The organism is Desulfoscipio geothermicus DSM 3669 (assembly GCF_900115975.1).
In the GTDB taxonomy this organism is placed as follows: domain Bacteria; phylum Bacillota; class Desulfotomaculia; order Desulfotomaculales; family Desulfallaceae; genus Desulfoscipio; species Desulfoscipio geothermicus.
The window spans coordinates 90889-115398 of the sequence record NZ_FOYM01000005.1 but is presented as its reverse complement, the minus strand read 5'-3'; the positions used below and the strand labels follow the sequence as shown (position 1 = coordinate 115398).

Here is a 24510-nt window from a genome sequence, read left to right as displayed (position 1 = left end):
AGCGGGCAGGTGATAGCGCAGCACGCCGGCACTGCTTAATTTCATAAACGAGGTGATTGTTTTGCCAAACAAACGCACAAATAAACCCCGCTCCTATGGAGTTACAGGCGATTACATGACGGCCGGGATCGAGGATTTAAATATAGAACCGAAAACACCGCATCGACTGCCGGGCCGGGAAAACCCGCCCAAACCATGGGACGACCGCAAAGGGGCCGGAATGAGCCTGGGTGAACTGGTAAAGGAAAAAGTAGCGGACATGATAGACAAAAAATGAGGGGTGGTATTCGCCACCCCTCATTTTTCCGGTAAAAGTCGTACGGCAAGTTCAGCGACAGTGGTTTCCCGCAATACACCGTCTTCATATAAAGGAACGGTGCTCCGGTCATCCAGCAGGTGCCGGTAACGGTTATCCAGCTTTTCCCCGATAATAAATAAAAACCGGAGAACATAACCCCGCAGCACCGGGTCGGGATCGGATAAAAACGCCAGCATCTCGGGTACCGCTGCCCGCACCAGGTCGGGTGAGGCCTGAGCAATCCTACCGGCCGCCCATACCACTCCCCGCCGCAACATTTCTTCATCAGTAAACGAAAGGATAATGGAAGCAAATTCTTTAAACTGTATCGGCCGGCGGTATATAATCTCGCCCATGCATTCCGGGGCGCTCCAACCGATACCACCGGATTCGTCGTTAATGGACCAGAACAAGGAGCGAATAATATTTCTGGCCCCCTCGGGATCCGATTCAGCCAATTTATCCACCACCACCCCCATTGCCTCAATGGCCCGCCAGCGCAAAAGTGTTTCCGTACTGTATAAAAGCCTTTTTAAGTACCTGACAGTCCCCCGCTTTTGGATTACCAGTTCAGCTATTTTAATGAACTTTCGTTCCTCAAGCAATTTAACAAACTCCTGTTTGGATGCCTGATTCATCATTATCTCCCCCCCACAGGTTATTTTAACGCATTCGGCCGCTTCATGGCAGGCAGCAAGTATGCTAAACTGATAATAACAGAAAAAAACGGGAAGGGATCAGTTTGGCTAAAACTGTATATGGCAACACCCGGGGGATCAAAAAAAACGATCTCGCTTTATTGCAAAGCATTTATAGTTATACCGTAGATAAAAACAATATCATATCTATGGAAATAGCCCGTCTACTGGCCGCCATATCCTGGGACTGCCAGCGCGAACTGGTGGTTTTCGTGGATAGGGGCGGTCATGTGGTATCCGTGGGCGCGGGTGATTTTGCCACTGCGCCCCTCCAAGCCCGGGACAGGCGCCGCGGAGAATTCCGACTGTCCGGTTTGCGCTGCATCCATACTCACCCTTCGGGAAGCGGAGCGCTGAGCCCGGTAGATTACGCCGCCCTTCTGGATATGCGCCTGGACCTGATGGTGGCTTTGGGAGTACGGGATGGAAAAATTAAGGAGGCCTATATGGCCTGCCTGGATCCGCAGGACGGTGTTTTAACCCGCGCCTTTCAAACCTTTGGCCCCATGTCCGAACAAGAAATGAGCGGGTTCCCAATCTTGCCGCTGATCCAGGAAATCGAAACCGGAATCACCCCCCCGTCTTCGATACAAACCGGTGAACACCGCCATGCGGAGCGAGCCATACTGGTAACCATAGAAAGCAATGAATCCCTGGACGAACTGGCCCAGTTGGCAGACACCGCCGGCGCTTTGACCGTGGCGCGGGTCGTACAGCAAAGAAACCGGCCTGATACAACTTACTTTATCGGGCGGGGCAAGGTGGAGGAACTGGCGCTGCTCAGACAGCGCCTGGCAGCGGACCTGGTAATATTTGACGATGAACTGACCCCCACGCAGGCCCGTAACCTGCAAAACGCCATCGGCTGCCGCGTCATAGACCGAACAGCTTTAATCCTGGATATTTTCGCCCAGCGGGCGCAAACCAAAGAGGGCAAGCTGCAGGTGGAACTGGCCCAACTACGCTATTTGCTGCCCCGCCTTACCGGCCTGGGCGTGGTCCTGTCCCGGTTGGGCGGCGGCATAGGCACCAGGGGGCCCGGCGAAACCAAGCTGGAAACGGACCGCCGGCACATTCGGCGCCGCATTGATGACCTGACCCGCGCGCTGGAGCAAGTGCGCCGGCACCGCCGGCAGCACCGGCAAAACCGCCGGGAGGCCGCCATCCCGGTTATAGCACTGGTGGGGTATACCAACGCCGGCAAGAGTACCTTGCTCAACGCCCTGACCGGGGCAGGGGTATTAACGGCCAACAGGTTGTTTGCCACCCTGGACCCCACCACCCGCCTCCTGCAACTGCCCGATAACCGGGAAGTGCTTTTAACGGATACGGTGGGATTTATCCGTAAATTACCACACCACTTGGTGGCGGCCTTTCGGGCCACCCTGGAAGAGGTTACGGAAGCGGACCTGCTATTGCACGTGGTTGACGCGGACCATGATCGTCTGCAAGAGCAAATCGCGGCGGTAAATTCGGTTTTAAAAGATCTGGGCGCGCACGACAAAAAGACCATACTGGTTTTTAACAAAACGGACCGCCCGGTTGATTCCGTACTGCTGGAAGAAGTTGAATTCTCCTGTCCCCACAGGGTTGTCAGGGTTTCCGCCAGAACAGGTGCGGGACTGGAATATTTGAGAAAATTAATTGCTGAATATACCCATCAACCCCGGAGAATATTGCGGGGGAAGCTACCCTATGACCGGACCGACCTGGTGGCCCTGCTGCACAGAGAGGGGGCGGTTTATCAAGAACATTACACCGAAGACGGCATCTGGGTGGAAGCAGCCGTGGACGAATCCCTCCGGACCGCCATTGCCCCGTTCATCAAGCCACACTGAACACGGGTACACAAAGACACATTAGGCATGTGTTGACCAAAAAACATAGCCGCCCTTGCCGGGCGGCTTAACTTTTCATGGCGCCACGTACAATTACAGCGCCCCCAAAACCTGTCATGTTGTTATCATACTCGGACTTCCTGTCCAGCGCTTCCCGGTAATCCAAACCACTGTGTATAACCTGCTGGCTGCCGGTAAAGGGCTGAATCCATACCACTTCCCAGGTCCCTTCATTGTTCATCTCCCAACCACCTCAGTCCAAATATATACTAACCTTTAATTATATTTATGTTTAGTAGTATCTCAAGTTCTGTTGTGCTATGTATTTAAAAAAAAGGTTATCCCGCAATCCCTTAAGTCAATACCCTTCACCCGGTAACCCATACGCTTTCTGATAAAACGGCCTTTGACCGTTGGTTACAAAAATATTTTTTTGAAAAGATACGATATGAAAATCCAACTCTCGGCTGATCTCAAGCGCTTCCTGGCTTGTATAAGATTCAAACAGTTTATAGAGTTCCAGGCGCAACTTTTCTATTTTTTCCAATGTTTCAATTTTGTTTATCTCCACAACAAAAATACCTCCTGTAAAATGGGATGGCAAGGTAATATAAAATTAAGGTAACAGATTTAACATTTAACAATACTTCCTTTTATTGTTAAAATATAACTAATTGGTTAAAGTATTTTCTTGTTTGTTCCTACGGTATCCAAATTACTTAATATAAATTCCGGTTTTACTCTCAGTGCATTAGCTATTATTGTCAAAGTTTTGATAGACGGGTTACATCGTCCATGTTCAATATCACACAGGAACCCGTGCGATAGTCCCGTAATTTGGGCCAATCTGCGCAATGAAAAGTTTTGTTGTTCACGCAATTGTTTAATCTTTAAACCAATCATGTTTTCCTGCCCCCTTCATATATTTAAGTGTATGTCATCAACGACCATTTGTAAATGCATTCGGTCGGCCACATCGATCAATTACATTTTAAAATCTAAGGAATTCTTTTTCATCCTAGGCCAATCCAAAAATATTGCGGTCGCTAAATACGACCGCCGTAATGCTTCTACTGTTTGCATAATATTATGTATAATTAGTGTTGTACGGCAATAACGAACAGGAGTTGTAATTTTATGAACGAAATAGGCGCTCGATTGAAATACTTTCGAAAACAGAAAGGATTATCTCTCCGAACCCTGGGTAAACTTGCTCATGTATCTCATTCCTTTATCGCTGATATCGAATCAGGTCGTAGTAAACCATCACTGGACACTATTCAATCTCTGGTTAAGGCCTTAGATATTTCTTTCTCTGAATTGGTAGAAGATACAGCATTTTTAACCAAAACTTATGGAACTTTTAAAATAAGAAATGAAAATGTTGTTTGTGAAGAATTACAGATTTATGAATATCTAAAAGAAATCAATCAAAGAGAAGACCTGCAACTTCTTTTTAAACAAATTCGCCGGTTATCACCCGAATCAATACGCCGGGTAATCCGGTATATAAAAATGGTTGAGGATGAAGAATCCAAATCAAAAAACATATAAATATATAAACATAAAAACCGGACCGGAACGTCTTGTCCCAACCCGGCTAAACGATTTTTTAACGACCCAGTTGCGATAATTTATCCATATATTTTTTCATCTACCGCACCGGCTTCGGGAGCATCCATTTCGTAGTCCCGCTCACGACGAGACTCTTGAGCCTTATGATACTCACGGTACCACTCGTGCGCGGTTATCACGGACATTACCTCGTTGGTACCGGTCCATATGGAAGGCAAATAAATAGATTTTGTCTTATAAATTTAAGGTATATCATCTCGCCCCATAAAACACCGGCCACGATAATAACCAGAGACAAGTGTAGCACCAGGCTACACCAAGGGCCTAAATTACCCTTGCTTATGTAAAAAAAAGTCGTCTCCTGTTCCCCTATTTTCTTAATCCCATAGCCCCGGGAACGGAAAAAGCGGGATACATCATTTTCCATTGAGGAGCTGTCCGCGACCACTGTTCTGCAGTATCCCAAAGGCATAACGCCAGGATCGTTTTTTTAATATAAGGTTCTGGAATTGTCGAGTTAATGAGCATATTGACCCGGTTAATTGTACAAATAATTAGATTCATGCACAATAAACCAACAATTAGAATAAACCACGTTGAGCTGTAAATACCACCGCTCCCGGAGGTGGACGACAGAATTGTAGCCAGTGCCAGCACCCCGGAAAAAACCAAAATCAGGGCAATTCCAAAGCGCATGGAAGAAAAGAGAAGGATATTAAACGGGCTATCATTGAGCAGGAAGAAAAACTGCTTGCCCACGGATTCCATCGAACTGATTGATTAACGCGTTAGCCTTGGGCTGATCAGCTACAGCTATCAAACCAAGCAACCGGCTCTGGCTGCCTATGAGTACAACGGTTTTCCCTTCGCCCTGCATGCACACGATATCCGTTTGACGAGGTTTTAATTGCCAGGATAGTTAAGTTTCTACTGACGAAGCCGCCCCCAGTGGGTGGCTTTCGTCAGTAAGTAAGTATTTGCTTGAAACGGCATCAATATTTTTCTTGAGCGTTGCTAAAGATATTAATCAATAAAAAAATTTTTATATTCTCAGCGCTGCCAAGTCTACCTTAGGTACTAGCCCTTCTTGCGAAGCCCGGCTGAGCAGGGTGGTTACCGCCTCATAGCCTACCTCGCCTAAATTTTCGCTGAATTCGTTTACATAAAGGTTAATGTGCGCTTTTACTATTTCAGGAGACATCTCCTGGGCGTGGCTTAGCACGTAATCCTGTGACGCCTCCGGATGTGTCCAGGCGTATTTTACCGATGCCCGAATCCAATCGGCAATCGCAGGTAGATCCAGTGACCGGCGAGCAATGATCGCTCCCAGCGGAATTGGCAAGCTGGTATCGGCCTCCCACCAGCTGCCCAAGTCAGCCAAAAGAGTTAGCCCATACGCAGGATAAGTAAAGCGTGCCTCGTGAATTACCAGGCCTGCATCAACCTTACCATCGCGCACCGCCGGCATAATCTCATGAAATGGGAGAATCACAATCTCGCCCACGCCACCCGGTACATGTTGAGCTGCCCATAGCCGAAACAGTAAATAGGCGGTTGAACGCTCGCTAGGTACCGCCACCCGTCTACCAGTAAGCACCGCTGGGTCGTTAGTGCCGCCTGCTTTCTTTGACATCAGTACCAGTGGCCCGCATCCTCTACCCAACGCCCCACCGCAAGGAAGTAGCGCATACTGGGATAACACCCAGGGTAGCGCCGCATAGGAAATCTTGACCACCTCCGGCCCGTCAAAGCTAGCTGCCAAGCTGTTCGTAATGTCGATATCTGCATAGGTGACATCAAATTCCGGCGCACCGGGTATTAGCCTGTGCACCAAAGCATGAAAAATAAACGTGTCGTTGGGGCAAGGAGAGAAGGCAATTTTCATGGTAGCACCTCCAATAATACTGAGCTAGCTGACTCCAGAATATCCAGAGCTTCTTTGATGCGCCATGCAGCCCGGTCACGTGGGCCGACCAGGTTTGAAATGGCCCGGAGCTCCAAAATTGGTATACCGAGATCGTTAGTTGCTGCGAAAGCCACGCCATACCCTTCCATAGCCTCGGCGGTAGCGCCCGGCACCCGCGCGGCCAGTTCTGCGGCACTCTCAGCAGTTCCCGTCACCGTTGATACGGTGAGCACAGGGCCAATTTCAACCGGAAACTTGGCCGCAGTCAGTGCCTCCACAACACTGTTCACTAAGCTAGCATCTACCTGGATACGGGTGGGCCCAAATCCCAACTCATCCAAACTACTAAAACCCTCAGAGGTCTCCACTCCCAGGTCGGCAGCGACGATCTCGTTCGCCACCACCAGAGAGCCTACCTCAGCCTTACCAGGAAAGCCTCCGCCAATACCCGCGCTCACAACCAAGCCGTAATCATTAGTTACCAGCGCCTTTGCCGTGTTGACAGCGGCCGATACCGGGCCGACACCCACAATTAATACGTCAAACCTTCTATCGCCGCGCAGCCCACGCAACACCGCTTCCCTCTCCGCCGAGACAGCGGTCAATACAAGGACACGCATTCCCGGCTCCCACTTGCGGGGATTTGTAATATTCGGATTTTTTTCGTTTGTAAGCAGATCCATTTTTTTCTCCTTGATATTGTTAACCATGTGTTGCATTTAGTTTTTATTTTATCATTAAAAGTTATGGTTTAGACCAATATCCTTTTTGTCTCCGAACGGAGTATAGCACACCTTTCAATCTCAGCTAAAAATTCGGCCCGGTACGGTTCCGGTAATAGGTTTCCGCAGCGTTTGAGTTCTCCGAATCGTATATCATGCCCATAATCCTTTTTTTTAAGGAAAATCGGCTTTTTTTGAGTACCACTCGAAATTAAATAATTTTTTTATTTTATCCGCCGTTTGGAACTGGATCCCCAAGAAGGACTTGTTTATGTAATATTTTGGCCTGATCCATTCGGCAGCAAGGAAAGGGAAAGGTTAATACTCAGAAAAAAGAACAACCCCGGTCCCGCTGAAAAGGGTCCGGGGAGTTATGAAATGGGTTGGTGCCGGAGACCGGAATCGTTTTCATATGTCAGTTATTACGGAACAACACATAATAGAGCAAAAACGAAAGAGAAATCGCCCAAAGCAAGGCTTAAAATAAAATAGGCATCCTGGAGATGCTATGCTGAAACGCCCACCAAAAGAAGAAAGCCCCTGGTGTGCCTTGTAACTCCGCAGGATAAACCTAGACGAGATGGGCACAAAACTTTCTTTCCAGCACTATGCACTGGGGCAGGTACCCTGTCCCACTGCATAGTGTAAGATATAATATAAATTAGAATTGTCGTTTTATTTAAAAAAAATCTAACTCAGGCTTTAACATATCGCAAGGTAGAAAATTCAACCGGAAACTCTGGATCGCTGGCAACATACGGAAATACTCATCTTGCTAGATATAGACTATGACCGCATTATCTGACAGGTAGAAAATCCTTATCTGCTTTTTATGTAATAACTTATTGCTTGCTTTCAACGGGTAAGCCGGTGCAAGCATTATTTAATATGATGTTCCAATTTTATAATTAGTTCCAATAAAGCTTGGTGGGACAAGATACTTTTCCCTTTGTCCCGTGTTATACACGTATCCCGTTGCGCTACCGCATGCCTTTCCCCTGAGCTACCGTAACTGGAGAACTAAAAAATTAATGGTTCCCTTCAATACTAACAAGAAAAACAATCACGCCAGTAATTACTGCCCCTTTTTTACTTAAGGACGGAGACTTCACGGCGAGAAATAACCGCATTATAAAAACTTTTTCTGTGTATTTAACATTACTTTTCTGTTCCTTTTTATTCCCATAAAATATTGGATCAGAAATGCAATCATCACTCCAGTTAAAGCAGTAACATCCGTAACCCAACCGCCATCTATAAAGAGAAACGCCGAGATTGCCAGTAGTACTCTGGTTATCCAACCCCATTTAAAAAATAGAAAGCCTTCCATCCCGGCAACCAAGCAACAGACCCCTATGGTAGAAGTTAAGATAGAAAGGGTAATGGTTTCCGGTGTTCCCACCAACAGTAAACTTGGTGAAAAGACAAACATAAACGGGATAATATAAGCTAATATGCCTAACCGGAAAGAAGCAACGCCTGTCCTGTTAGGGTTGGCTTTAGCAATTGCTGCTGCCGCATATGAGGTAATAGCCACAGGTGGTGTTAAGGCAGCAATTGTAGAGAAGAAGAATAGAAACATATGCGCCGCTATTGGCATAACCCCCAACTCTACAAGGGGCGGTACGAGAATGGATACCAAAATAATGTAGACTGCTGTTGGTGGCATGCCAAATCCCAGAATAATCGAGATGATCGCGGTTAGTATTAAAGCAATAATTATACTTCCGTTTGAAAGCTCAATCAAGGTATAGGATATTTTTGCTCCAAGACCGGTTATTGCGATAACCCCTACGATAATACCTGCACTGGCACAAGCTGCAGCTATAGAAATTACTTCTTTTGATCCATTTTCCAGCGCTTGCAAAATCTTCTCCATATTAGGCCGCGTTTTTGGACTAACATAAGCGATTAAGATAGACAATATAGTAGACCAGAACGCAGCCTTCATCGGACTCCAACCAATTAAGATCATTCCAATAAGGGATATTAAAGGAATGGCCAGGTGTCCCCGTTTTTTAATGGTATCGCTTATTTTGGGAAGCTGCTTGGCCTCTATTCCAACGATACCTTCCTTAACAGCTTTGGAATCAATACCAAGCATTAAAGAAAAGTAAAAGAGAAATGCAGGAATAATAGCTGCTGCCGCAACTTCCGTATAAGGAATATTTAAATACTCGGCCATAATAAAGGCACCTGCTCCCATAATAGGAGGAGTAATCATCCCGCCGGTGGAAGCAACCGCCTCGATTGCCCCGGCTAAATGTGATTTAAACCCTACCTTCTTCATTAATGGTATGGTAAATGTCCCGGTAGTGGCAACATTTGCAACCGGAGCTCCGGATAACATTCCCATCAACCCGCTGGAAATCACTGCAGTTTTGGCCGGCCCGGCTCGGAATCTGCCGGTTAATGCATACGAGATATCAATAAACCATTTTCCACCGCCAAATTTCTCCAAAAAAGAGCCAAATAGCACAAACACGATAATAAAAGTCGCTGATATCCCCATGGGAATCCCAAAAATACCCTCTGTTGTAAAATAAAGAAAGTTGACTAACCGTTCTAGCGATTGCCCCCTATGCCCTAAAGGGGCTGGAAAATATGGCCCTAATAGGGAGTAAGCAATAAAAAGCAGCGCTGTAATCATCAAGAATTTCCCAGTCGTTTTTCGAGTGGCTTCCAGTACAACGACGATCATAACTACTGCCATGAATGTATCCCAAATAGGGGTTGCCCCTACTTTCAAGACCCGATCTTGCCAAACCGCAAGAAGATAGATCCCGCTGGAAAAAGCGCCGCAAAGAACCAGGGTATTCCATATGGTGGAAAACCTTTTACCCCATAAGGGTTTTTCCTTACTCGTCGATTGATAAAGAATAAATAAGCTAACAGATAGAAAAAGCCAGTGCAATCCCCTTTGAGCAGTTGCGGATAATAAACCAAATCCCGCAGTATATAGTGCAAATATTGAATTAATTATGAGTAATATTCGCCCTATTTTTTGAGCCTGAATGTAAGATAGCATCTTATTTTAAAACTCCCACTTCTTTAAAATATTTTGCTGCTCCGGGGTGCAACGGAATAGGTGTTCTGGTAACTGCTTCCTCTAAGGAAAATCCTTTTGCTGCGGGATGGGATTCCTTTACTTTTTCTATGTTCTCAAAGATTGCTTTGGTGATCTTATAAACCATATCCTCATCCAAATCTTTCTTTACAATCATCATATTGGTTAAATATACCGTTTTAATATCCTGATTTGTTCCGTACATATCTTTAGGAAGAGTAATTTGGTCCAAATAAGCAAATTTCTCTAATAGTTGGTTAATTTTTTCCGGTTCAATGGAAATTAATTCAAATTTTTTTCCAGAGGCTTCAAGTTCTTTGATGGCGGCGGCAGGTGCTGCAGATTGGACTATGACCGCATCCACGTTGTTATCCGATAACATTGAAACTCCTTCACTATATGAAACATACGTAGGCTGGATATCAGCTAAAGAAAAGTTATACACACTGAGGATATCCGTAATAACGTTAATAGCTCCACCACCGGAAGGTCCTAATACAACCTTTTTCCCTTTGAGATCGGCGACGGAATTAATTCCCGATGATTCTGAAACCACTAACTGAAACACACCTTTGGAAAGCCCATTAAACAATGTGGCGATATTATCATTTTTACTTTCATATGGCGCGGTGCCATTAAATCCTGCATATGCCATGGGACTTTGGGTAATAGCGATTTCAGTCGCACCTTTATTAACGAGAGTAACGTTTTCAACCGCTCCCCCGGTAACTTGGGCTGTTGAGTTTACCCCTAAATCTTTGGTTAAAATCTCCGATATTGCTATCCCGATGGGATAATATGCTCCTCCTGTTCCTGCTGTCCCGACATTTACATATTCATCCTTATTTGCACTACATCCAACTAGAGAGAGGATAAGGAGTGCAAGGAATAAAACCTTGATATTGCGGGAGATCATCATATATTCCTCGCTTTCGGTTATTAATTATTGTTTCAAGGCACAAACAGACTGGCGTTCAACTAATTCCATTGGAAAAACTCTATTTCTTTTTCTAATTTTCTTGCCTTTAATCTCGTTAATCAGCATTTGTGCAGCTTGTGAACCAATTTTTTTAAGATCCGTATGCATGGTGGTTATGGATGGGTGCGATAATTCTGCAAATGGCACATCGCCAAACCCTATCAATGATAGATCATTTGGTATGGCAATCCCGTTGGATATTGCTGCTTTCATTACACCCAGTGCAAGATAATCCGAAGCACATACCACTGCAGTAGATTGAAACTTTCCTTCTTTAAATAACCGATTCATTGTCTTTAGACTTACCAGAACATCATATTCAGGAACTTCAATAATCTGCTCAGAGGTAACTTCCAATTTCTCTTCCTCCATTGCTTTTAAATATCCGTTCCGGCAGCGAATACTTTTGATAGAACTTAAGGGACCATTTACAAAACAAATCCTGGTATGTCCCTTGGCGATCAAATATTTTACCGCCTGATAGATTCCCCCTTCATCATCCGGCCGCACACTCGGATAGGCATTTTCGTCCTGATAACTGCCAATTACAACTGTGGGTAATTTTGATGCGTCTAACCACTCTAAGACGGGATCCCCTATTCTAGCGGCAAATAACAAGATACCATCCACGGAATGTGTTTCCAGTAATCGTTTTTGTTGAGAAAGCGTAAATGAAAGCACCATATTATAATCATGCTGATCCAATACATGGGAAACTCCCTCTAAGATGCTAATAAAAAAGGGATTGCCAAGGACAATATTACTTTGCCTTGGAGATACAATCCCTATATTTCCAGTCCGCCTTTTAGCTAATCCTCTTGCACCCAAATTTGGGCGGTAACCCATTTCTTCGATGATCTGTTTTATCTTTTTCTTTGTTTCTTCGCCTACCCCGGGTTTTCCGGAGATAACTCGGGAAACCGTTGCAGTTGATACTCCTGCGGCTTTTGCTATATCTTTTATATTTACACCCATTCGGTTACCACCCTTAAAATTGATCTTTTTTCTTATTTTTTATTTTATTTTAAAATTTTAAAAAGACAATCCTTTTTATAGGTTTTATAATAATCCAACACTTTTTAATCCTTGACTAATCTCTTCTTTCTCCTTATCCGTTAATGGAAGAACAGGCGGACGAGTTAAGGCACTAGAAATTAAACCTCTCTGAAACATTGCTTCTTTCATGCGGGCATGTGCAGTGGCAGAAGGTTCCCCCATCTTATATACCGCATGCTTGAGTTCATAGATTCGATCATAAATTTTAAGAGCTTCCGGTAGGTTATTATCCCAAACAGCTTTAACCAATGCGGCAATTAAATCCGGTACGAAACTAGCGAAGCCTACCAGTGCCCCATCAACCCCCTGGATTAATGTGGGTAATAAGTATTCATCGTGGCAAGTAAGAATAGATACATCCGGCGCGTGCTGCTTCAATGCCCTTACATCTACTTCATATTGCGCCATTTCTCTGGTTCCTATTTTAACACAATCAATATTGGGGACACTAACCATTTTCAATAATTGATCAGTCGTATAGGAAGCCTTAGTCCACTTTGGATATTGGTGCACAACAATGGAAATATCTACAGCATTCGCAACGTCTTCAAAGAACTTTACGGTGGAATCCGGTTGCATTCCAAAGCGCAGCCATGAATGAGGTGGCATTAGCAATATTCCCGAACCGCCGGCTTCTTGCACTGCTCTTGCATGTTGAATAGCTTCAATTGTCCCTTCAGCGGAAACACCGGAAATTACCGGTTTACTCCCCTTTAACTCATCTGCGGCAATACGAACAACTTGTGCCCGTTCTTCCGGCAATAATGCATTTATCTCTCCAGTATGTCCATTAACAACAATTCCCTCAATACCATCATGACTTGCAACCCATCTTACCAATTTGCGAAAACCTTGCTCATCAATACTGTAATCATCTTTAAATGGTAATAAAACCGCAGGATAAACCCCTCTCCATTTCTTTGCCATAACAAATCCCCCTCTTTGTTATTATTTTCTTAAAATTGATAGCATGCGTAAGCGCTTACTGTAAACGTTTTACGTAAACGTTTACTTTAATGGTTAGTTTACTACACTTTTTTTGTTTCGTCAATATTAAAATAGGTCATATGATATAGTCGGGGCAACTTCTTTGGGAAATAGACCATGAACGAGCCAAAATTATCCGCTTTATAGTGCTAGAACTATGGATGAGCCGAGGGATGTCATGAAGGACAATGCGGGAGTACCTTAAATCTGAAGCGAAAATGTATAATGGAATAAAAAGCCCAACTTATTCAAGAAAAGGTGGCTTTTGGAGTAACTTCATCATAAGGGAAATATGCATTCGTGACGGCAGTACTTAATTGCCTGGCCTCTAGCTAGTGCGCTTTTGGGTAGCACCCGAGCAGACTGGGTCTTAAGCCATGCCGAAAAGGCATCCAGCACTGGTCGGCTACGCACCAAACGAGTTGTATAGCATTCATCATAAGTAGCATTCTTCAAATCCCGCTCAATGGCATTAGAAAAAGACCGTCTAAAAGCTAAGTCATTGGATGAAAAAATTTTATTAAATTATCTTAAACGCGGCTAAGAGATTTGAAATACAGGAACTAATACCGAAAAAGAGAATTTTTTAAGACGATTTATTTATAATCTTGAACTAGCCCCGAATAATGGCATTATGTATATAAACTTTTTTGCCGATCCAATGCGCAGCCATTTGGTGGGCATAAAAAAGTTAATGCACCACCGAAAACGGGGATGCATTAACTGGCATATCAAATGGTGCCGGAGACCGGAATCGAACCGGTACGCCCTTTGCAGGGCCCGGGATTTTAAGTCCCGTGCGTCTGCCAGTTCCGCCACTCCGGCATTATAACGTATGAAACACATATTATTATATGTTAAACGTACTCATATGTCAATTGGAAAAACCGGCTATCCTGCATCTGTCACCGCTTCCTCCAATGGTAAAATTATATATACCAAAACAAAAATGCGCAAGCGTCCGGTGAAATAAAGGAAAGTCGCCACCCGGAGTTAAATATATATTAACCAGAAAGGAGTGTGTGCGCATGCAAAAAATACTGGCCGTTGTTACAGCGCTCATCACCGTTATAACCGCGACCCTTGGACTTGTTTCTTACGTGGGAGTGGAAAGCGCGGAAAAATACCACCTGGCCGCGGGCATAATTTCCGTGGTGCTGGTGCTATTAATCACGCACATGGTATATCACGGCAATTTTCACAGAAAATAAATAATGTTTAATAATTTGCCGATAACCGGTTTAAATAGTTTATTTTGTTGCTTACCCACGCCTTAAATGGTATGCTGTTGATGGTATAATTGCACTGAATCGAGGTGAACAACCCGTGCCCAACCCGAATCCCATAGGGATTTTTGATTCGGGTGTGGGAGGCATATCGGTATTAAAGGAAATTCGCCGCCTGTTACCGGCCGAGGAACTCCTTTATTTTGCCGATTCCGCCCATTGTCCATACGGAGTAAAACCACAGGAAGAAATTCGCCGCCGCATCATAAAGATTGCTGATTTTTTAATTGCCCGCAAAGCCAAAATGCTCGTGTCAGCATGCAACACCGCCTCCATTGCCGGGTTGGATTTCCTGCGGCAATTTTTTCAGGTGCCCATTGTGGGCATGGAACCGGCCGTCAAGCCCGCCGCCTCCATGACCCGAAACGGCAAGGTCGGCGTTCTGGCCACGGGAGTCACCGTTACCGGGGAGCGGTTTAATTCGCTTCTGGAGCGTTTCGCCAACGGCATTGAGGTTTATAAAGTAACGTGCCCGGGACTGGTGGAACAGGTGGAAATGGGGCTGCTCGATGACCCCGCAACGGAGAAAATGCTGCACCGCTATTTGGAACCGCTGATAGCCAACTCAGTGGATACCGTGGTTTTGGGGTGCACCCACTATCCTTTCTTGCGCCCGCTGGTGGAAAAAATCATGGGGCCATCCGTAAAAGTAATTGATACCGGGTGCGCCGTGGCCAAGCGGGTTAAGCAGGTTTTACAGGAAGCGGAACTGCAGGGGGAAGCACATGAAAATGGTACGGAAACTTTCTTTACCAGCGCCGACCCCGTCCAGGTAGGCCGGGTGATTAATTATTTATGGGGACACCCGGTTGCCAAAACACATCACGTAGAATTATGAGCCCGGTTCGCATAACACCGGGCTGTTTTATTCCAGAACTTCGCCTTCCACATCAATGGCTTGCTCCGCCCATTTTGCATAGCTGTTCTTATCATAATAATCCGCTGCGGCGCGCCCGATCCGCCTGCATATATAATAGTTCACCGTTCCGGAAATTACCGCGCCAAAAAGAGGGATTATTCTCAACACAGTACGCTGGGTGGCCCTGATACCCAGGGAGATCAGCACCTCCTGCATCAAGCGCACAAAAACCTGGTTGTTCATTTGTTTCATAACTGTCTTGCCGATTGCCTTATTGGCCATGTCAGCGCCTACGGCAGATCCCATCACCCAAAGGGCCTCCCGGGATACCCCCGGCAAATCAAGATTACGGCCATATACGGCAGACATTTCCAGCACCATTTCCGCCATGAAGTAACTCACTGCCGCTATATCCACCGCCGTCCCGCCAATTAACGTAAAAGCCGTACCGATAACGGGAACGGTGGCCGGCAGAGCCGTCAAAGCACCGCTGGTAGCGCAAAGGCGGCTTTTTCGGGCAATGATCAATTCGCAAAGTTCCCGTTCCGAAAGGCCGGGATTTTTTTCGCGCAATTTGCGCACCCTTTTACTGATCTCATTTTTGCTAACCATATTAAATGGATTAAACATCATGTTGGGAGCCCACCTAATGTTATAGTTACTTGTGCACACTACTTTTTTATAACGAACCGGCTGTCCAAGTCAATTTGAAAATTATCACCTGGTACCGTATGAAATATTTACATTTTATGGTATATTAGACACAATCAGTATTTTGCTTGGGGGGTACCAGTTGAAAACCAAATTATATTATGCAATATCCGTTTTTATTCTGCTTATATTTATCGCAGCAACACAAATCCAGGGCCCGGTGAAAAAATACACCCCGCCGGCGCCTGATTACAAACCTCTACAGGAACAGGTAGTAGCTTATTTAGCCCGCCAACCCGGCACGTACGGGCTGTATTTTATCGACTTAAACTCCGGCCGGGAATTCGGGTATAATGCGCTTACCCCATTTCACGCCGCCAGTACGTTTAAGTTGGCTATGAACCTGTACCTGTACCGGGAGGTTTCCCGGGGCAATTTGGACATTGAGGAGAAACTGACCTTTTTGAACAGACACCGGGAAGGCGGTACAGGCATCCTGCAGAATAATTCACCCGGGGAAGCATATTCCATCGCGCAACTGGCCGGTTATTCCATTATCTACAGCGATAATGTGGCCACCAACATACTGCTGGACAGGCTCGATAAAAATAACGTTAAAGATTTCATGCGTTCGCTGGGCGGACAGGTGGTGGACGATGAAAGGAATATCACCTGCCCCTACGACCTGGCTCTGTACATGCATGAAATCTTAACCTTTTCCCGGCAGCCTGAAGGTAAGCTGTTGCTAAACAACCTGTTCCGCACCGAATTAAAAGACCGCATACCCGCCCCGCTGCCCCGGGAAATCAAGGTGGCCAACAAAATAGGCACCTGGCCGCCCACCAACAGTTACCATGACGTCGCCTATATCGCCCACCCCCGGCGTCCCTATATACTGGTCATTACCAGCAAGGATACACCGGGTTACGGTGCAACATTACCGGTAATCCATCATATCTCCGAAATGGTTTACGAGTATCAGAACAGGGCAGCTCAAAACCAGTAAAAACATGATTTGTATGGTTAATTCTAAAAAATATACTTGATTATTTGCTCGCTTTATGCTAAGATATGCTTTGTTCACACACACAAAAAAATGGGCGTGTAGCTCAGCGGGAGAGCACCGCGTTCGCAACGCGGGGGTCGGGGGTTCGAATCCCCTCTCGTCCACCACATGGCCTTACTGGTTACAGTGAGGCCTTTTGTTTTGTCAAAATAAAGGGGCATTGTCGCATATCTTACCTCATTTTGTCGCATACATGACAGCTAAAACGGTTTCTCAGATTTATAATTTCATCATAAGCAACTCCCAAGTTTCAAAATAATACTCCTCTTCCGAACGCTCCTTTAAAACAGGAGCGTTTATTTTTTTGCCCCGGGGCATGTCCTTGCCAACTCGTCCAATGTTAGCTAAAATAAGTGAAAAATGGTAGGAGGGAATTTAACAATGCACTGGAAAAAAAAGGGCCCGGATAACACGGACAGGACCATCAAAGCGGCCCTGGACAGGGCCGCCGAACTGGGTATTCAGCATATTGTGGTTGCTTCCAGCACCGGCACCACCGCCCGCAAGCTGTCCAACTGCGGTTGCAATGTGGTTTGTGTGAGTTACCACGTGGGATTTGACGGCCCCGGAGCCAGGCGCATGAGTGAGGAAGCCATAAACGAACTTAAAGCAAACAACATCCAGGTTTTAATCACCACCCACCTGATGGCCGGGTTGGACCGGGCCGTGCGCAACAAATTCGGCGGCGTGTACCCGTCGGAAATCATGGCACAAACCTTACGCATGCTGGGCCAGGGGATAAAAGTGTGTGTGGAAATTTCGGGCATGGCCCTGGACGCCGGGCTGGTCCCTTATGGAGAGGAGATAATCGCCATTGCCGGTTCGGGCAAGGGGGCCGATACCGCGGCTGTGATCGTGCCCGCCCACTCCAATCATTTCTTTGATACCAAAGTTAAAGAAATTATTTGCAAGCCCCGGGACTTTTAATATTTTTACGGCATATACGGGCCTAAATATAATATGTATAATAAGAATAGTAATGCTAAAATTATGAATTTAATGCAAAGGAGGATAAACTTGGGAAAAAATATTACATTATCAGTTATTAAAGCTGATATTGGTGGCTTTGTCGGCCATTCCAGCGTACACCCCGGTTTACTGGAGAAAGCCCGGGGCATGTTATCCGGCCATCCACTGCTCATAGACGCCCACGTGACGCATGTTGGCGACGACCTTAACCTGATCATGACCCACGAGGGCGGTCGTAACAACGGTGAAGTTCACCAACTGGCCTGGGACGTTTTCCAGGCCTGCACCGAAGTGGCTAAAAAAATGAAGCTGTACGGGGCCGGTCAGGACCTGCTGTCAGACGCCTTTTCCGGCAATATCAAAGGCATGGGTCCCGGGGTTGCGGAAATGCAGTTCGAAGAAAGGGCCAGCGAACCGGTTGTTATATTCATGGCCGATAAAACCGAACCGGGCGCCTGGAACCTGCCATTATACAAGATTTTTGCCGACCCGTTCAACACGGCGGGCCTGGTAATTGACCCCAAAATGCACAACGGTTTTAATTTTGAGGTGCGAGATTTAATTAAAAACCGCAAGGTAGTGTTCTCCTGCCCGGAAGACCTTTACGATATGCTCGTTTTTATCGGGGCGCCGGGCCGGTACTGCATTAAGCGGGTTTTCCACCGGGATACCGGCGACATCTGTGCCGCCAGCAGCACCCAGCGGTTGAACCTGATGGCCGGACGGTACATAGGCAAAGATGACCCGGTATTGATTGTGCGCTGCCAGAGCGGCTTCCCGGCCGTGGGTGAGGTGCTGGAACCGTTTGCCCACCCGCACCTGGTTTCCGGCTGGATGCGCGGGTCGCATTCCGGGCCGCTGATGCCGGTGGGATTGGAACAATGCAACCCCACCCGCTTCGACGGCCCGCCCCGGGTCGTGGCGCTGGGCTTCCAGTTGGCCGACGGAAAACTGCACGGGCCGCAGGACTTTTTCGCCGATCCGTCTTACGACCGCGCCAGGGAAACCGCCAACGCCGTCGCCGAGTACATGCGCAGCATGGGACCGTTCGAACCGCACCGCCTGCACCTGGACGAGATGGAGTACACCACCCTGCCCGAAGTTTCCAAAAAATTAAAGGAAAGATTTATCGACCTGAGAAAATAACTAACTGACTAAATAGGCCGCCCAAAACAAGGCGGCCTTAAATTAATATTCCTCATTCAATTTATCGTCCCCCACTCAAAAAAATTTTCGGTTACTGCAAAGAAAAAATTTATCTCCTGGCGTAACAATCTATATCAACGCCCCGCCGGCGAAGCCATTCGGCGGTAAACCCGGTGATGACCAGCGGTTTTCCGGCCAGGGCGGCCAGGTTTTCAGCCCCGGTTAACATCATCACCCGCTGCAGGCCGGCGATCAAGTCATTAATATAACCAGCCAACCCTTCCGTTCCCCCCGCCTGCAGCGCCCGCAAAAAAGGCCCGGCCATGGCCGTCATGGACGCCCCGGCGGCCAACGCTACCGCTATATCCACCGCGGAGCGCAGGCCGCCCGAGGCAATCACCACCAGGGGCAAGCCGGTGCTGAGCGCTTCCAGCAAACTCACCGCGGTGGGAATTCCCCACTGTTCCAGGTAAGCCCCCCCGGAACCGCCGCGCCTGCTCTCAATGGCGGCAAAATTGGTCCCGCCCCGCCCGCTTACGTCAATGCAGGACACCCCGGCCTGATACAAAGCCACAACCGTTTCCCGGGCCAACCCACAACCTACTTCCTTGACCACCACCGGCACCGGCAGGTTTTGCACCAGGGACCGGATATTGGCCAGGACCCCGCGAAAATCGGTATCACCCTCTCGCATGGCCAGTTCCTGATTTACATTAAGGTATAACTGTATACCGTCCGCATCAATCATATTTATGGCCTCCAGCGCCTCATCCGGCGTGCAAAGCGCGCTCAAATTGGCCAAGATCAACCCGTCCGGGTTTTCCTCCCTGGTCACGGCGAAGGTATCGCGTACCGCCGGGTCATCCAGCGCCGCCCGCTGCGACCCCACCGCCATGGCAATGCCGCATGCGGCCGCCGCCCGGGCCAGACCCCGGTTTATTTCCAGCACCCCGGCATGTCCCCCGGTAATGGCGTTAATCATCAGCGGCGCCCGCAGCTGTTTACCCATAAAAGAAATGGCACAGTCCACTCCACCCCGGTTCAGTTCAGGGAGCGCATTATGGACAAGATACATATCCCCGAAACCCGACGGCGAAACCGCGTCCGGTAGTTCCAGGGCATACTTTATGTGCTCAAGCTTTCGTGTCTTCCTGGAAATAGCCCGCGCCTCCCAACAACAATATTTTAAATCCACACTTTCTTTGCATGACATAACTACTTTATACCACCTGCACCAACATGAGTCAAATTTTCTGCCACATATTCACGCCACTGGCGGATCCTGTTATAATTTAAGTAAAAAGTCATGGGAGGCAACAATGTCTTTGCCGCTAATGGTTGAAATAAAACAAAACTTCCCCCGCCGGGGTCTGCCCGACGTACCTGCTGCTGTCCGGGAACAATTGCAGCGCAGTTGCCTGACCCAAATCATAGTCCCCGGCCAAAAGGTGGGCATTACCGCCGGCAGCCGGGGCATTACCAACATTGTCCCGATACTGGCGGAAATCGTCTTATTTGTTAAATCGCTGGGCGCAAACCCGGTTATTCTGGCCGCCATGGGCAGCCACGGCGGCGGCACCGCCGCCGGCCAGCGCGCCATTCTGGCGGATTTGGGCATTACCCCGGAAAACGTGGGAGCCCCGGTGCATGCCGGAGCGGACTGCCGGCAGGTGGGCAAACTGGAAAACGGCACTCCCGTGTTTATTACGGAAATTGCCCGGGCTTGTGACGCCATTATAGTGGTTAACCGGGTCAAGCCCCATACATCCTTCCACGGCCCCGCCGAAAGCGGGCTGCAAAAGATCATCACCGTGGGCCTGGGCGGGCCGGAAGGCGCCCGGGCGCTGCACCGCCTGGGCGCAGCGGCGCTGCCCGAAGTCATTCCGGCGGCGGCGCGGTTGCTGATGGGCAAACTGCCCATAGTACTGGGCCTGGCCATACTGGAGGATGCTTATGAAGATACCATGCAGGTGACGGCCATACCGCCGAAACAACTGGCGCAGGTGGAGGAAAAGCTGCTGGACACGGCGCGGTCTGCCATGCCGAGGCTGCCGGTGGAAAGTCTGGACCTGCTTATAGTGGAGCAAATGGGTAAAAATTTTAGCGGCACCGGCATGGATACCAACATTATCGGCCGGATGCATATCCAGGGCGTGCCGGAGCCCGCCAAACCGTTTATTCAACGTATAGCCGTGCTGGACCTGTCACCGGAATCCCACGGTAACGCCAACGGCATTGGCCTGGCTGATTTTACCACCAGGCGACTGGTGGATAAAATTGACTTCCAGGCCACCATGCTGAACGTACTTACGAGCACCTTTGTCAAGCGCGCCATGGTTCCCCTGACCCTGCCCGACGACCGGGCAGCCATAGTTACAGCGCTGCGCAGCCTGGGGAGCATCAAACCCGCCGAGGCCCGGGTATTGCACATTATGAATACTCTTCACCTTACCGCCATGCGGGCTTCAGCCAAGTTGCTGCCTGAATTGCGGGAAAACCCGGCAATCGAAATCATCGGCGCCCCCGCCCCCATGCATTTTGATTATCATGGTAATTTACTCGACACATGCTGTAAAAAATAGGGGGACAGGCAAATTTTTCAAAAAGCAAAATCTCAGCCTGCCCCCCTCCAAGCATACTTTTAATACAAAAAACCGTTCAGGACCAGTCGGCAATTTTCCTAAACGGTTTTGCACTATAATTCACACTCATTCAAATGTCATATTTCACAATCCAGTAGGCGCTTAACCCAATGTATGTTACAGCCCACACCAATAAAATATCAATAATTCCTTCGCTCGTCTCACTGGGATGCTCCGCGCGCCACATCTCGGACCGGGCCATTTCTGCTTTAAAAAAAGGACTTTCCAGCAATCGTTCTACGAGGTTTTCCTCCTTTAAAACCGGCCCCGACCGCAATCCCCCTATTGGCATCACAATAGCCATCGCCGCCCCCCTCCCAACAAAACTTTGTGCCCTTTTTAACATTATAATTTGACATTATAGAAAAATCAACGATAATTTGTGAAATATTTTATTAATTGTTTTGGGCAGCAACACTATATTTGTGAATTATTATCTTAATCCTTTTGCATCAATTATGATTGTGACATATAGTTTAAACAGGCACAAAAAATAGCCCCAAGGGGCTGTGTGGCAAATCAGATTTTTAACCTATAAAGGCGTCTTCCAAACCATGCGCGCCCGCCACCAAACCGTGCACTTCTTCAAACAATTCGTTAACCCGCACCATACCGACCAGGCGATTGTTTTTCTTGACGGGGAGCGTTCCCAATTTGTGTTTAATCATGGCGTGCACGGCCTTGATGAGAGTGTCATTTGCATCAAGGGATATTACATTGATGGGATGCATGATTTCCTTTACATTTTTCTGCGCTTCAACCCGGCATCTTTCGCTAAACAGGCCTTCCCAGAAAACAGGTACGGACAGGTGCTGCGCCTTGGCAAAAAAAGGCTCCAGGGCATTTAAAACAGACCGGAAAGTAATCAATCCCAGGGGATTGCCATAATCGTCGCTCACAATCACCGAGCGATGCCCTTGACCGCCTTTGCTGCGCTGGTAGAAGGCCCGATGCAGTACCGCAACGGCATCGGCCACGGTGCAAGTGTGCGATATGACTTTGTAATTGCGCACAGGGATCATTATATCGCCTACTCTTTTTTCAGGCTGATCGGACACTTCCCATACCTCCTGAATCCAAAAAATTTTTATAATTTATCACGCATTTTTCATGCCAGCGGTTAAAACACGTCAAGCCGGCAGATCAAACCCCAAAATCTTAATTATCTAGTTTGATTTCGGGCATTCTTGCTAAGTATTGCCGTATCGTTAAAGATAACGTAACATTTTATTGTTTATAATCATACAACGCGGTGTCTAAAATCAAACAGCGGCTTGACCGGCAAACAACGGGCCGCGGAAATAGTTCCGGAAAAATCATGGAATCGTTCCGCTCTTCAAAAGTTAAAAAATGGGAACCGCTTAAGACGATTCCCGGGTCAGAATCTTTCATTGGAACAGCCGGATGAACATTTTTGCACAAAGATCCAGACGAATCGACGGCAAGTAAAACCGCTTTCGGCAAACGCCGTATTTTAATATTCAAGCATACCGGACGCCTGTACCGCCCGTCATACTACACCCAGTTCATCAAGGTGCGGTTTGGTTGCTTCAACAAAATCAGCCAGTTTCTTCGCTGCCAAACGTTTATTTCTTTCCCGTACCACATCGTAAGGCAAAAGTAGCTTCAAACGATATTTTCCGGTTGCTTCCACTTTGGGGAGTTCCCTTTCCAGGGAAACCCCCAGTTGATTTTCAATAAGATCCTTTTTCTTTAACAAGGGCACAAATACTTGTTTTTTGTTGCCGTCCATCACCAGGTCAATGACCAGATACTCCCTGCCCTTGTTGGGGCCCTTCCGGGGCCTGGTTTTTCCGATGCGGTAGTAAATATTACTGCGGCCAAACACCCTGATACATTTCCACGATTCGGTAATACCCATTTTTTTACTAAGAGAGGTATAGGCAATATGAATGCCTCTTTCCTTTAATATTTTTTTGGCCCTGGATAAAACTTCATCAAGAAACACATCAAAGGTTTGGGTATCTTCCTGTTCCAGCGTCACCTGTTCTTGCACCGGTGCTGCTTTTCTTTGCAGCCACTGCTCAAACAGTTCCAGGATTATTTTTTTGCTGTCCACGTTGCCGTCAGGTTTAAAATTAACTTCAATATTTCCCCGTTGCAGTTCCTGTAAAAACTCATCCTTTTGCCTGGTAAACTGTTCCAAAAAATCACTGCTCATAATGACGCCCTCCACATAACCTTACAGTTTATCTATTTTTTGCCACATATACATTCTTCTTCTACCCCGGGCACCGGTCCCGGGCAACTTTTTCTCATCTTTTAGTGACCGACTTTAAGAATACCCGAAGCAGCCAGGCACAGCACCGTGATTTCCAGAACAACTATGGTAAAGTAGGGCACATCTTTTTTGCGCAGGTAGGCGGGTAACAGAAGAAACAGGTAGCCAACGATCGTTAGCAAAGCCAGGAAAGCGATACCGACTAAACTAAGATAGTCGCCATGGTTCAACATACTCAGCCAAGCCCAGCCGGTGGGCGCCCCGGTGGCAGCCAGGTAATCATGCACGCTGAGTCCCCAGTATTGCGCTATTTCCGTCTTGGGAACATACCCTGTAATTACACCGCCCATGTAAAGCGCAAAGGTAACGGCCAAGATGCCTATTCCGGTCCAGGAGCAATACAGCAGCAGGTTGGCGTATTTAACCTGTTCCGGCGGCACTTCCACCTTAGGCACAGCCTTTTTTTGTTTGACCGGGGCGCTCTGCTGTTGAATTTTTTCCGCTTTAGCCTGTATACTCATAT

The 24510-nt window shown here is 47.3% G+C and carries 28 protein-coding genes, 2 tRNA genes and 1 pseudogene; 10 read left to right on the top strand and 21 right to left on the bottom strand.

Going from position 1 to position 24510, the window contains the following annotated elements; genetic code table 11:
• Nucleotides 1-61 precede the first annotated feature (61 nt).
• The gene (locus tag BM299_RS19055; protein WP_131820604.1) at nucleotides 62-277 is read left to right on the top strand and encodes a hypothetical protein; all 216 of its coding nucleotides are present in this window, start codon (nucleotides 62-64) and stop codon (nucleotides 275-277) included.
• 20 nt (nucleotides 278-297) lie between these two features.
• On the opposite strand, the gene BM299_RS04605 is transcribed toward BM299_RS19055, so the two are convergent.
• Nucleotides 298-939: a DVU0298 family protein gene (locus BM299_RS04605; RefSeq protein WP_092482291.1), complete on the bottom strand. Its 642-nt coding sequence runs from the start codon at nucleotides 937-939 to the stop codon at nucleotides 298-300.
• Between the two features lie 101 nt (nucleotides 940-1040).
• Between BM299_RS04605 and hflX the strand changes: the two genes are divergently transcribed.
• Complete coding sequence (hflX, locus tag BM299_RS04600; RefSeq protein ID WP_092482290.1) at nucleotides 1041-2834, top strand: GTPase HflX; 1794 nt, start codon at nucleotides 1041-1043, stop codon at nucleotides 2832-2834.
• A 67-nt stretch (nucleotides 2835-2901) separates the two neighbouring features.
• On the opposite strand, the gene BM299_RS19230 is transcribed toward hflX, so the two are convergent.
• From BM299_RS19230 to BM299_RS20400, 3 genes are all read right to left on the bottom strand, one after another.
• Nucleotides 2902-3075 (bottom strand): hypothetical protein, encoded by a 174-nt coding sequence (locus tag BM299_RS19230; RefSeq protein ID WP_165608179.1) that lies wholly within the window; start codon nucleotides 3073-3075, stop codon nucleotides 2902-2904.
• 117 nt (nucleotides 3076-3192) lie between these two features.
• Nucleotides 3193-3405, bottom strand: a complete 213-nt coding sequence (locus BM299_RS04595; RefSeq protein ID WP_165608178.1) for an aspartyl-phosphate phosphatase Spo0E family protein — start codon at nucleotides 3403-3405, stop codon at nucleotides 3193-3195.
• A gap of 107 nt (nucleotides 3406-3512) precedes the next feature.
• Nucleotides 3513-3737 carry a helix-turn-helix domain-containing protein gene (locus tag BM299_RS20400; RefSeq protein ID WP_092482288.1) on the bottom strand — a complete coding sequence of 75 codons (225 nt, stop codon included), beginning with the start codon at nucleotides 3735-3737 and terminating at the stop codon, nucleotides 3513-3515.
• A gap of 234 nt (nucleotides 3738-3971) precedes the next feature.
• Here BM299_RS20400 and BM299_RS19915 point away from each other — a divergent pair, with 234 nt between their 5' ends.
• Nucleotides 3972-4388 (top strand): helix-turn-helix domain-containing protein, encoded by a 417-nt coding sequence (locus BM299_RS19915; RefSeq protein WP_092482287.1) that lies wholly within the window; start codon nucleotides 3972-3974, stop codon nucleotides 4386-4388.
• Between the two features lie 80 nt (nucleotides 4389-4468).
• Here the strand turns inward: BM299_RS19915 and BM299_RS20175 are convergent, their stop codons facing one another.
• The 11 genes and pseudogenes from BM299_RS20175 to BM299_RS04550 all read right to left on the bottom strand — a co-directional run bounded on the left by BM299_RS20175 (nucleotide 4469) and on the right by BM299_RS04550 (nucleotide 13951).
• Nucleotides 4469-4594: a hypothetical protein gene (locus BM299_RS20175; RefSeq protein ID WP_281246354.1), complete on the bottom strand. Its 126-nt coding sequence runs from the start codon at nucleotides 4592-4594 to the stop codon at nucleotides 4469-4471.
• Nucleotides 4594-4836 carry a cytochrome c biogenesis ResB family protein gene (locus tag BM299_RS20395; RefSeq protein WP_165608177.1) on the bottom strand — a complete coding sequence of 81 codons (243 nt, stop codon included), beginning with the start codon at nucleotides 4834-4836 and terminating at the stop codon, nucleotides 4594-4596. Before BM299_RS20395 ends, BM299_RS20175 begins: the two co-directional genes overlap by 1 nt.
• Nucleotides 4779-5168, bottom strand: a complete 390-nt coding sequence (locus tag BM299_RS18815; RefSeq protein ID WP_165608176.1) for a cytochrome c biogenesis ResB family protein — start codon at nucleotides 5166-5168, stop codon at nucleotides 4779-4781. The genes BM299_RS20395 and BM299_RS18815 overlap by 58 nt, the downstream gene beginning before the upstream one ends.
• A gap of 283 nt (nucleotides 5169-5451) precedes the next feature.
• Nucleotides 5452-6294 (bottom strand): 1,4-dihydroxy-6-naphtoate synthase, encoded by an 843-nt coding sequence (locus tag BM299_RS04580; protein WP_092482286.1) that lies wholly within the window; start codon nucleotides 6292-6294, stop codon nucleotides 5452-5454.
• Complete coding sequence (locus tag BM299_RS04575) at nucleotides 6291-6935, bottom strand: futalosine hydrolase (protein ID WP_092482318.1); 645 nt, start codon at nucleotides 6933-6935, stop codon at nucleotides 6291-6293. Before BM299_RS04575 ends, BM299_RS04580 begins: the two co-directional genes overlap by 4 nt.
• Before the next feature lie 1231 nt (nucleotides 6936-8166).
• A complete protein-coding gene (locus tag BM299_RS04570; protein WP_092482285.1) occupies nucleotides 8167-10065 on the bottom strand; it encodes a TRAP transporter permease in 1899 nt (632 codons plus the stop codon).
• A gap of 1 nt (nucleotide 10066) precedes the next feature.
• A complete protein-coding gene (locus tag BM299_RS04565; RefSeq protein WP_165608175.1) occupies nucleotides 10067-11020 on the bottom strand; it encodes a TAXI family TRAP transporter solute-binding subunit in 954 nt (317 codons plus the stop codon).
• Between the two features lie 27 nt (nucleotides 11021-11047).
• Complete coding sequence (locus BM299_RS04560; protein WP_092482283.1) at nucleotides 11048-12058, bottom strand: LacI family DNA-binding transcriptional regulator; 1011 nt, start codon at nucleotides 12056-12058, stop codon at nucleotides 11048-11050.
• 84 nt (nucleotides 12059-12142) lie between these two features.
• Nucleotides 12143-13066: a dihydrodipicolinate synthase family protein gene (locus tag BM299_RS04555; RefSeq protein ID WP_092482282.1), complete on the bottom strand. Its 924-nt coding sequence runs from the start codon at nucleotides 13064-13066 to the stop codon at nucleotides 12143-12145.
• 357 nt (nucleotides 13067-13423) lie between these two features.
• Nucleotides 13424-13597 (bottom strand): annotated as a pseudogene (locus BM299_RS18810) (IS66 family transposase); the annotation flags it as partial.
• Nucleotides 13598-13862: 265 nt separating this feature from the next.
• A tRNA-Leu gene (locus tag BM299_RS04550) sits at nucleotides 13863-13951 on the bottom strand.
• A 203-nt stretch (nucleotides 13952-14154) separates the two neighbouring features.
• Between BM299_RS04550 and BM299_RS04545 the strand changes: the two genes are divergently transcribed.
• A complete protein-coding gene (locus tag BM299_RS04545) occupies nucleotides 14155-14337 on the top strand; it encodes a hypothetical protein (RefSeq protein ID WP_092482281.1) in 183 nt (60 codons plus the stop codon).
• 115 nt (nucleotides 14338-14452) lie between these two features.
• Entirely contained in the window at nucleotides 14453-15250 is a 798-nt protein-coding gene (murI, locus tag BM299_RS04540) for a glutamate racemase (RefSeq protein ID WP_092482280.1), read from the top strand.
• Between the two features lie 27 nt (nucleotides 15251-15277).
• Here murI and BM299_RS04535 read toward each other — a convergent pair whose 3' ends face one another.
• Nucleotides 15278-15904, bottom strand: coding sequence for an EcsC family protein (locus BM299_RS04535; protein ID WP_092482279.1), 627 nt, complete (start codon nucleotides 15902-15904; stop codon nucleotides 15278-15280).
• Nucleotides 15905-16064: 160 nt separating this feature from the next.
• Between BM299_RS04535 and BM299_RS04530 the strand changes: the two genes are divergently transcribed.
• The 4 genes from BM299_RS04530 to fbp all read left to right on the top strand — a co-directional run bounded on the left by BM299_RS04530 (nucleotide 16065) and on the right by fbp (nucleotide 19103).
• A complete protein-coding gene (locus BM299_RS04530) occupies nucleotides 16065-16928 on the top strand; it encodes a serine hydrolase (protein ID WP_165608174.1) in 864 nt (287 codons plus the stop codon).
• A gap of 92 nt (nucleotides 16929-17020) precedes the next feature.
• Nucleotides 17021-17095, top strand: a tRNA-Ala gene (locus tag BM299_RS04525).
• A 274-nt stretch (nucleotides 17096-17369) separates the two neighbouring features.
• The gene (locus BM299_RS04520) at nucleotides 17370-17915 is read left to right on the top strand and encodes a pyruvate kinase alpha/beta domain-containing protein (protein ID WP_092482277.1); all 546 of its coding nucleotides are present in this window, start codon (nucleotides 17370-17372) and stop codon (nucleotides 17913-17915) included.
• Nucleotides 17916-18005: 90 nt separating this feature from the next.
• On the top strand, nucleotides 18006-19103 hold the full coding sequence (gene fbp, locus BM299_RS04515) for a fructose-1,6-bisphosphate aldolase/phosphatase (RefSeq protein WP_092482276.1): 1098 nt from the start codon (nucleotides 18006-18008) through the stop codon (nucleotides 19101-19103).
• A gap of 109 nt (nucleotides 19104-19212) precedes the next feature.
• Here the strand turns inward: fbp and fni are convergent, their stop codons facing one another.
• A complete protein-coding gene (gene fni, locus BM299_RS04510; protein ID WP_092482275.1) occupies nucleotides 19213-20316 on the bottom strand; it encodes a type 2 isopentenyl-diphosphate Delta-isomerase in 1104 nt (367 codons plus the stop codon).
• A gap of 106 nt (nucleotides 20317-20422) precedes the next feature.
• Here fni and BM299_RS04505 point away from each other — a divergent pair, with 106 nt between their 5' ends.
• A complete protein-coding gene (locus BM299_RS04505) occupies nucleotides 20423-21685 on the top strand; it encodes a nickel pincer cofactor-dependent isomerase, group 22 (protein ID WP_092482274.1) in 1263 nt (420 codons plus the stop codon).
• 130 nt (nucleotides 21686-21815) lie between these two features.
• Here the strand turns inward: BM299_RS04505 and BM299_RS04500 are convergent, their stop codons facing one another.
• The 4 genes from BM299_RS04500 to BM299_RS04485 all read right to left on the bottom strand — a co-directional run bounded on the left by BM299_RS04500 (nucleotide 21816) and on the right by BM299_RS04485 (nucleotide 24508).
• Complete coding sequence (locus BM299_RS04500) at nucleotides 21816-22049, bottom strand: hypothetical protein (protein WP_092482273.1); 234 nt, start codon at nucleotides 22047-22049, stop codon at nucleotides 21816-21818.
• A gap of 223 nt (nucleotides 22050-22272) precedes the next feature.
• Nucleotides 22273-22803, bottom strand: a complete 531-nt coding sequence (locus BM299_RS04495) for a CBS domain-containing protein (protein ID WP_092482272.1) — start codon at nucleotides 22801-22803, stop codon at nucleotides 22273-22275.
• Nucleotides 22804-23255: 452 nt separating this feature from the next.
• Entirely contained in the window at nucleotides 23256-23927 is a 672-nt protein-coding gene (locus BM299_RS04490; RefSeq protein ID WP_092482271.1) for a hypothetical protein, read from the bottom strand.
• A 101-nt stretch (nucleotides 23928-24028) separates the two neighbouring features.
• Entirely contained in the window at nucleotides 24029-24508 is a 480-nt protein-coding gene (locus tag BM299_RS04485; protein WP_092482270.1) for a DUF1634 domain-containing protein, read from the bottom strand.
• Nucleotides 24509-24510 lie beyond the last annotated feature (2 nt).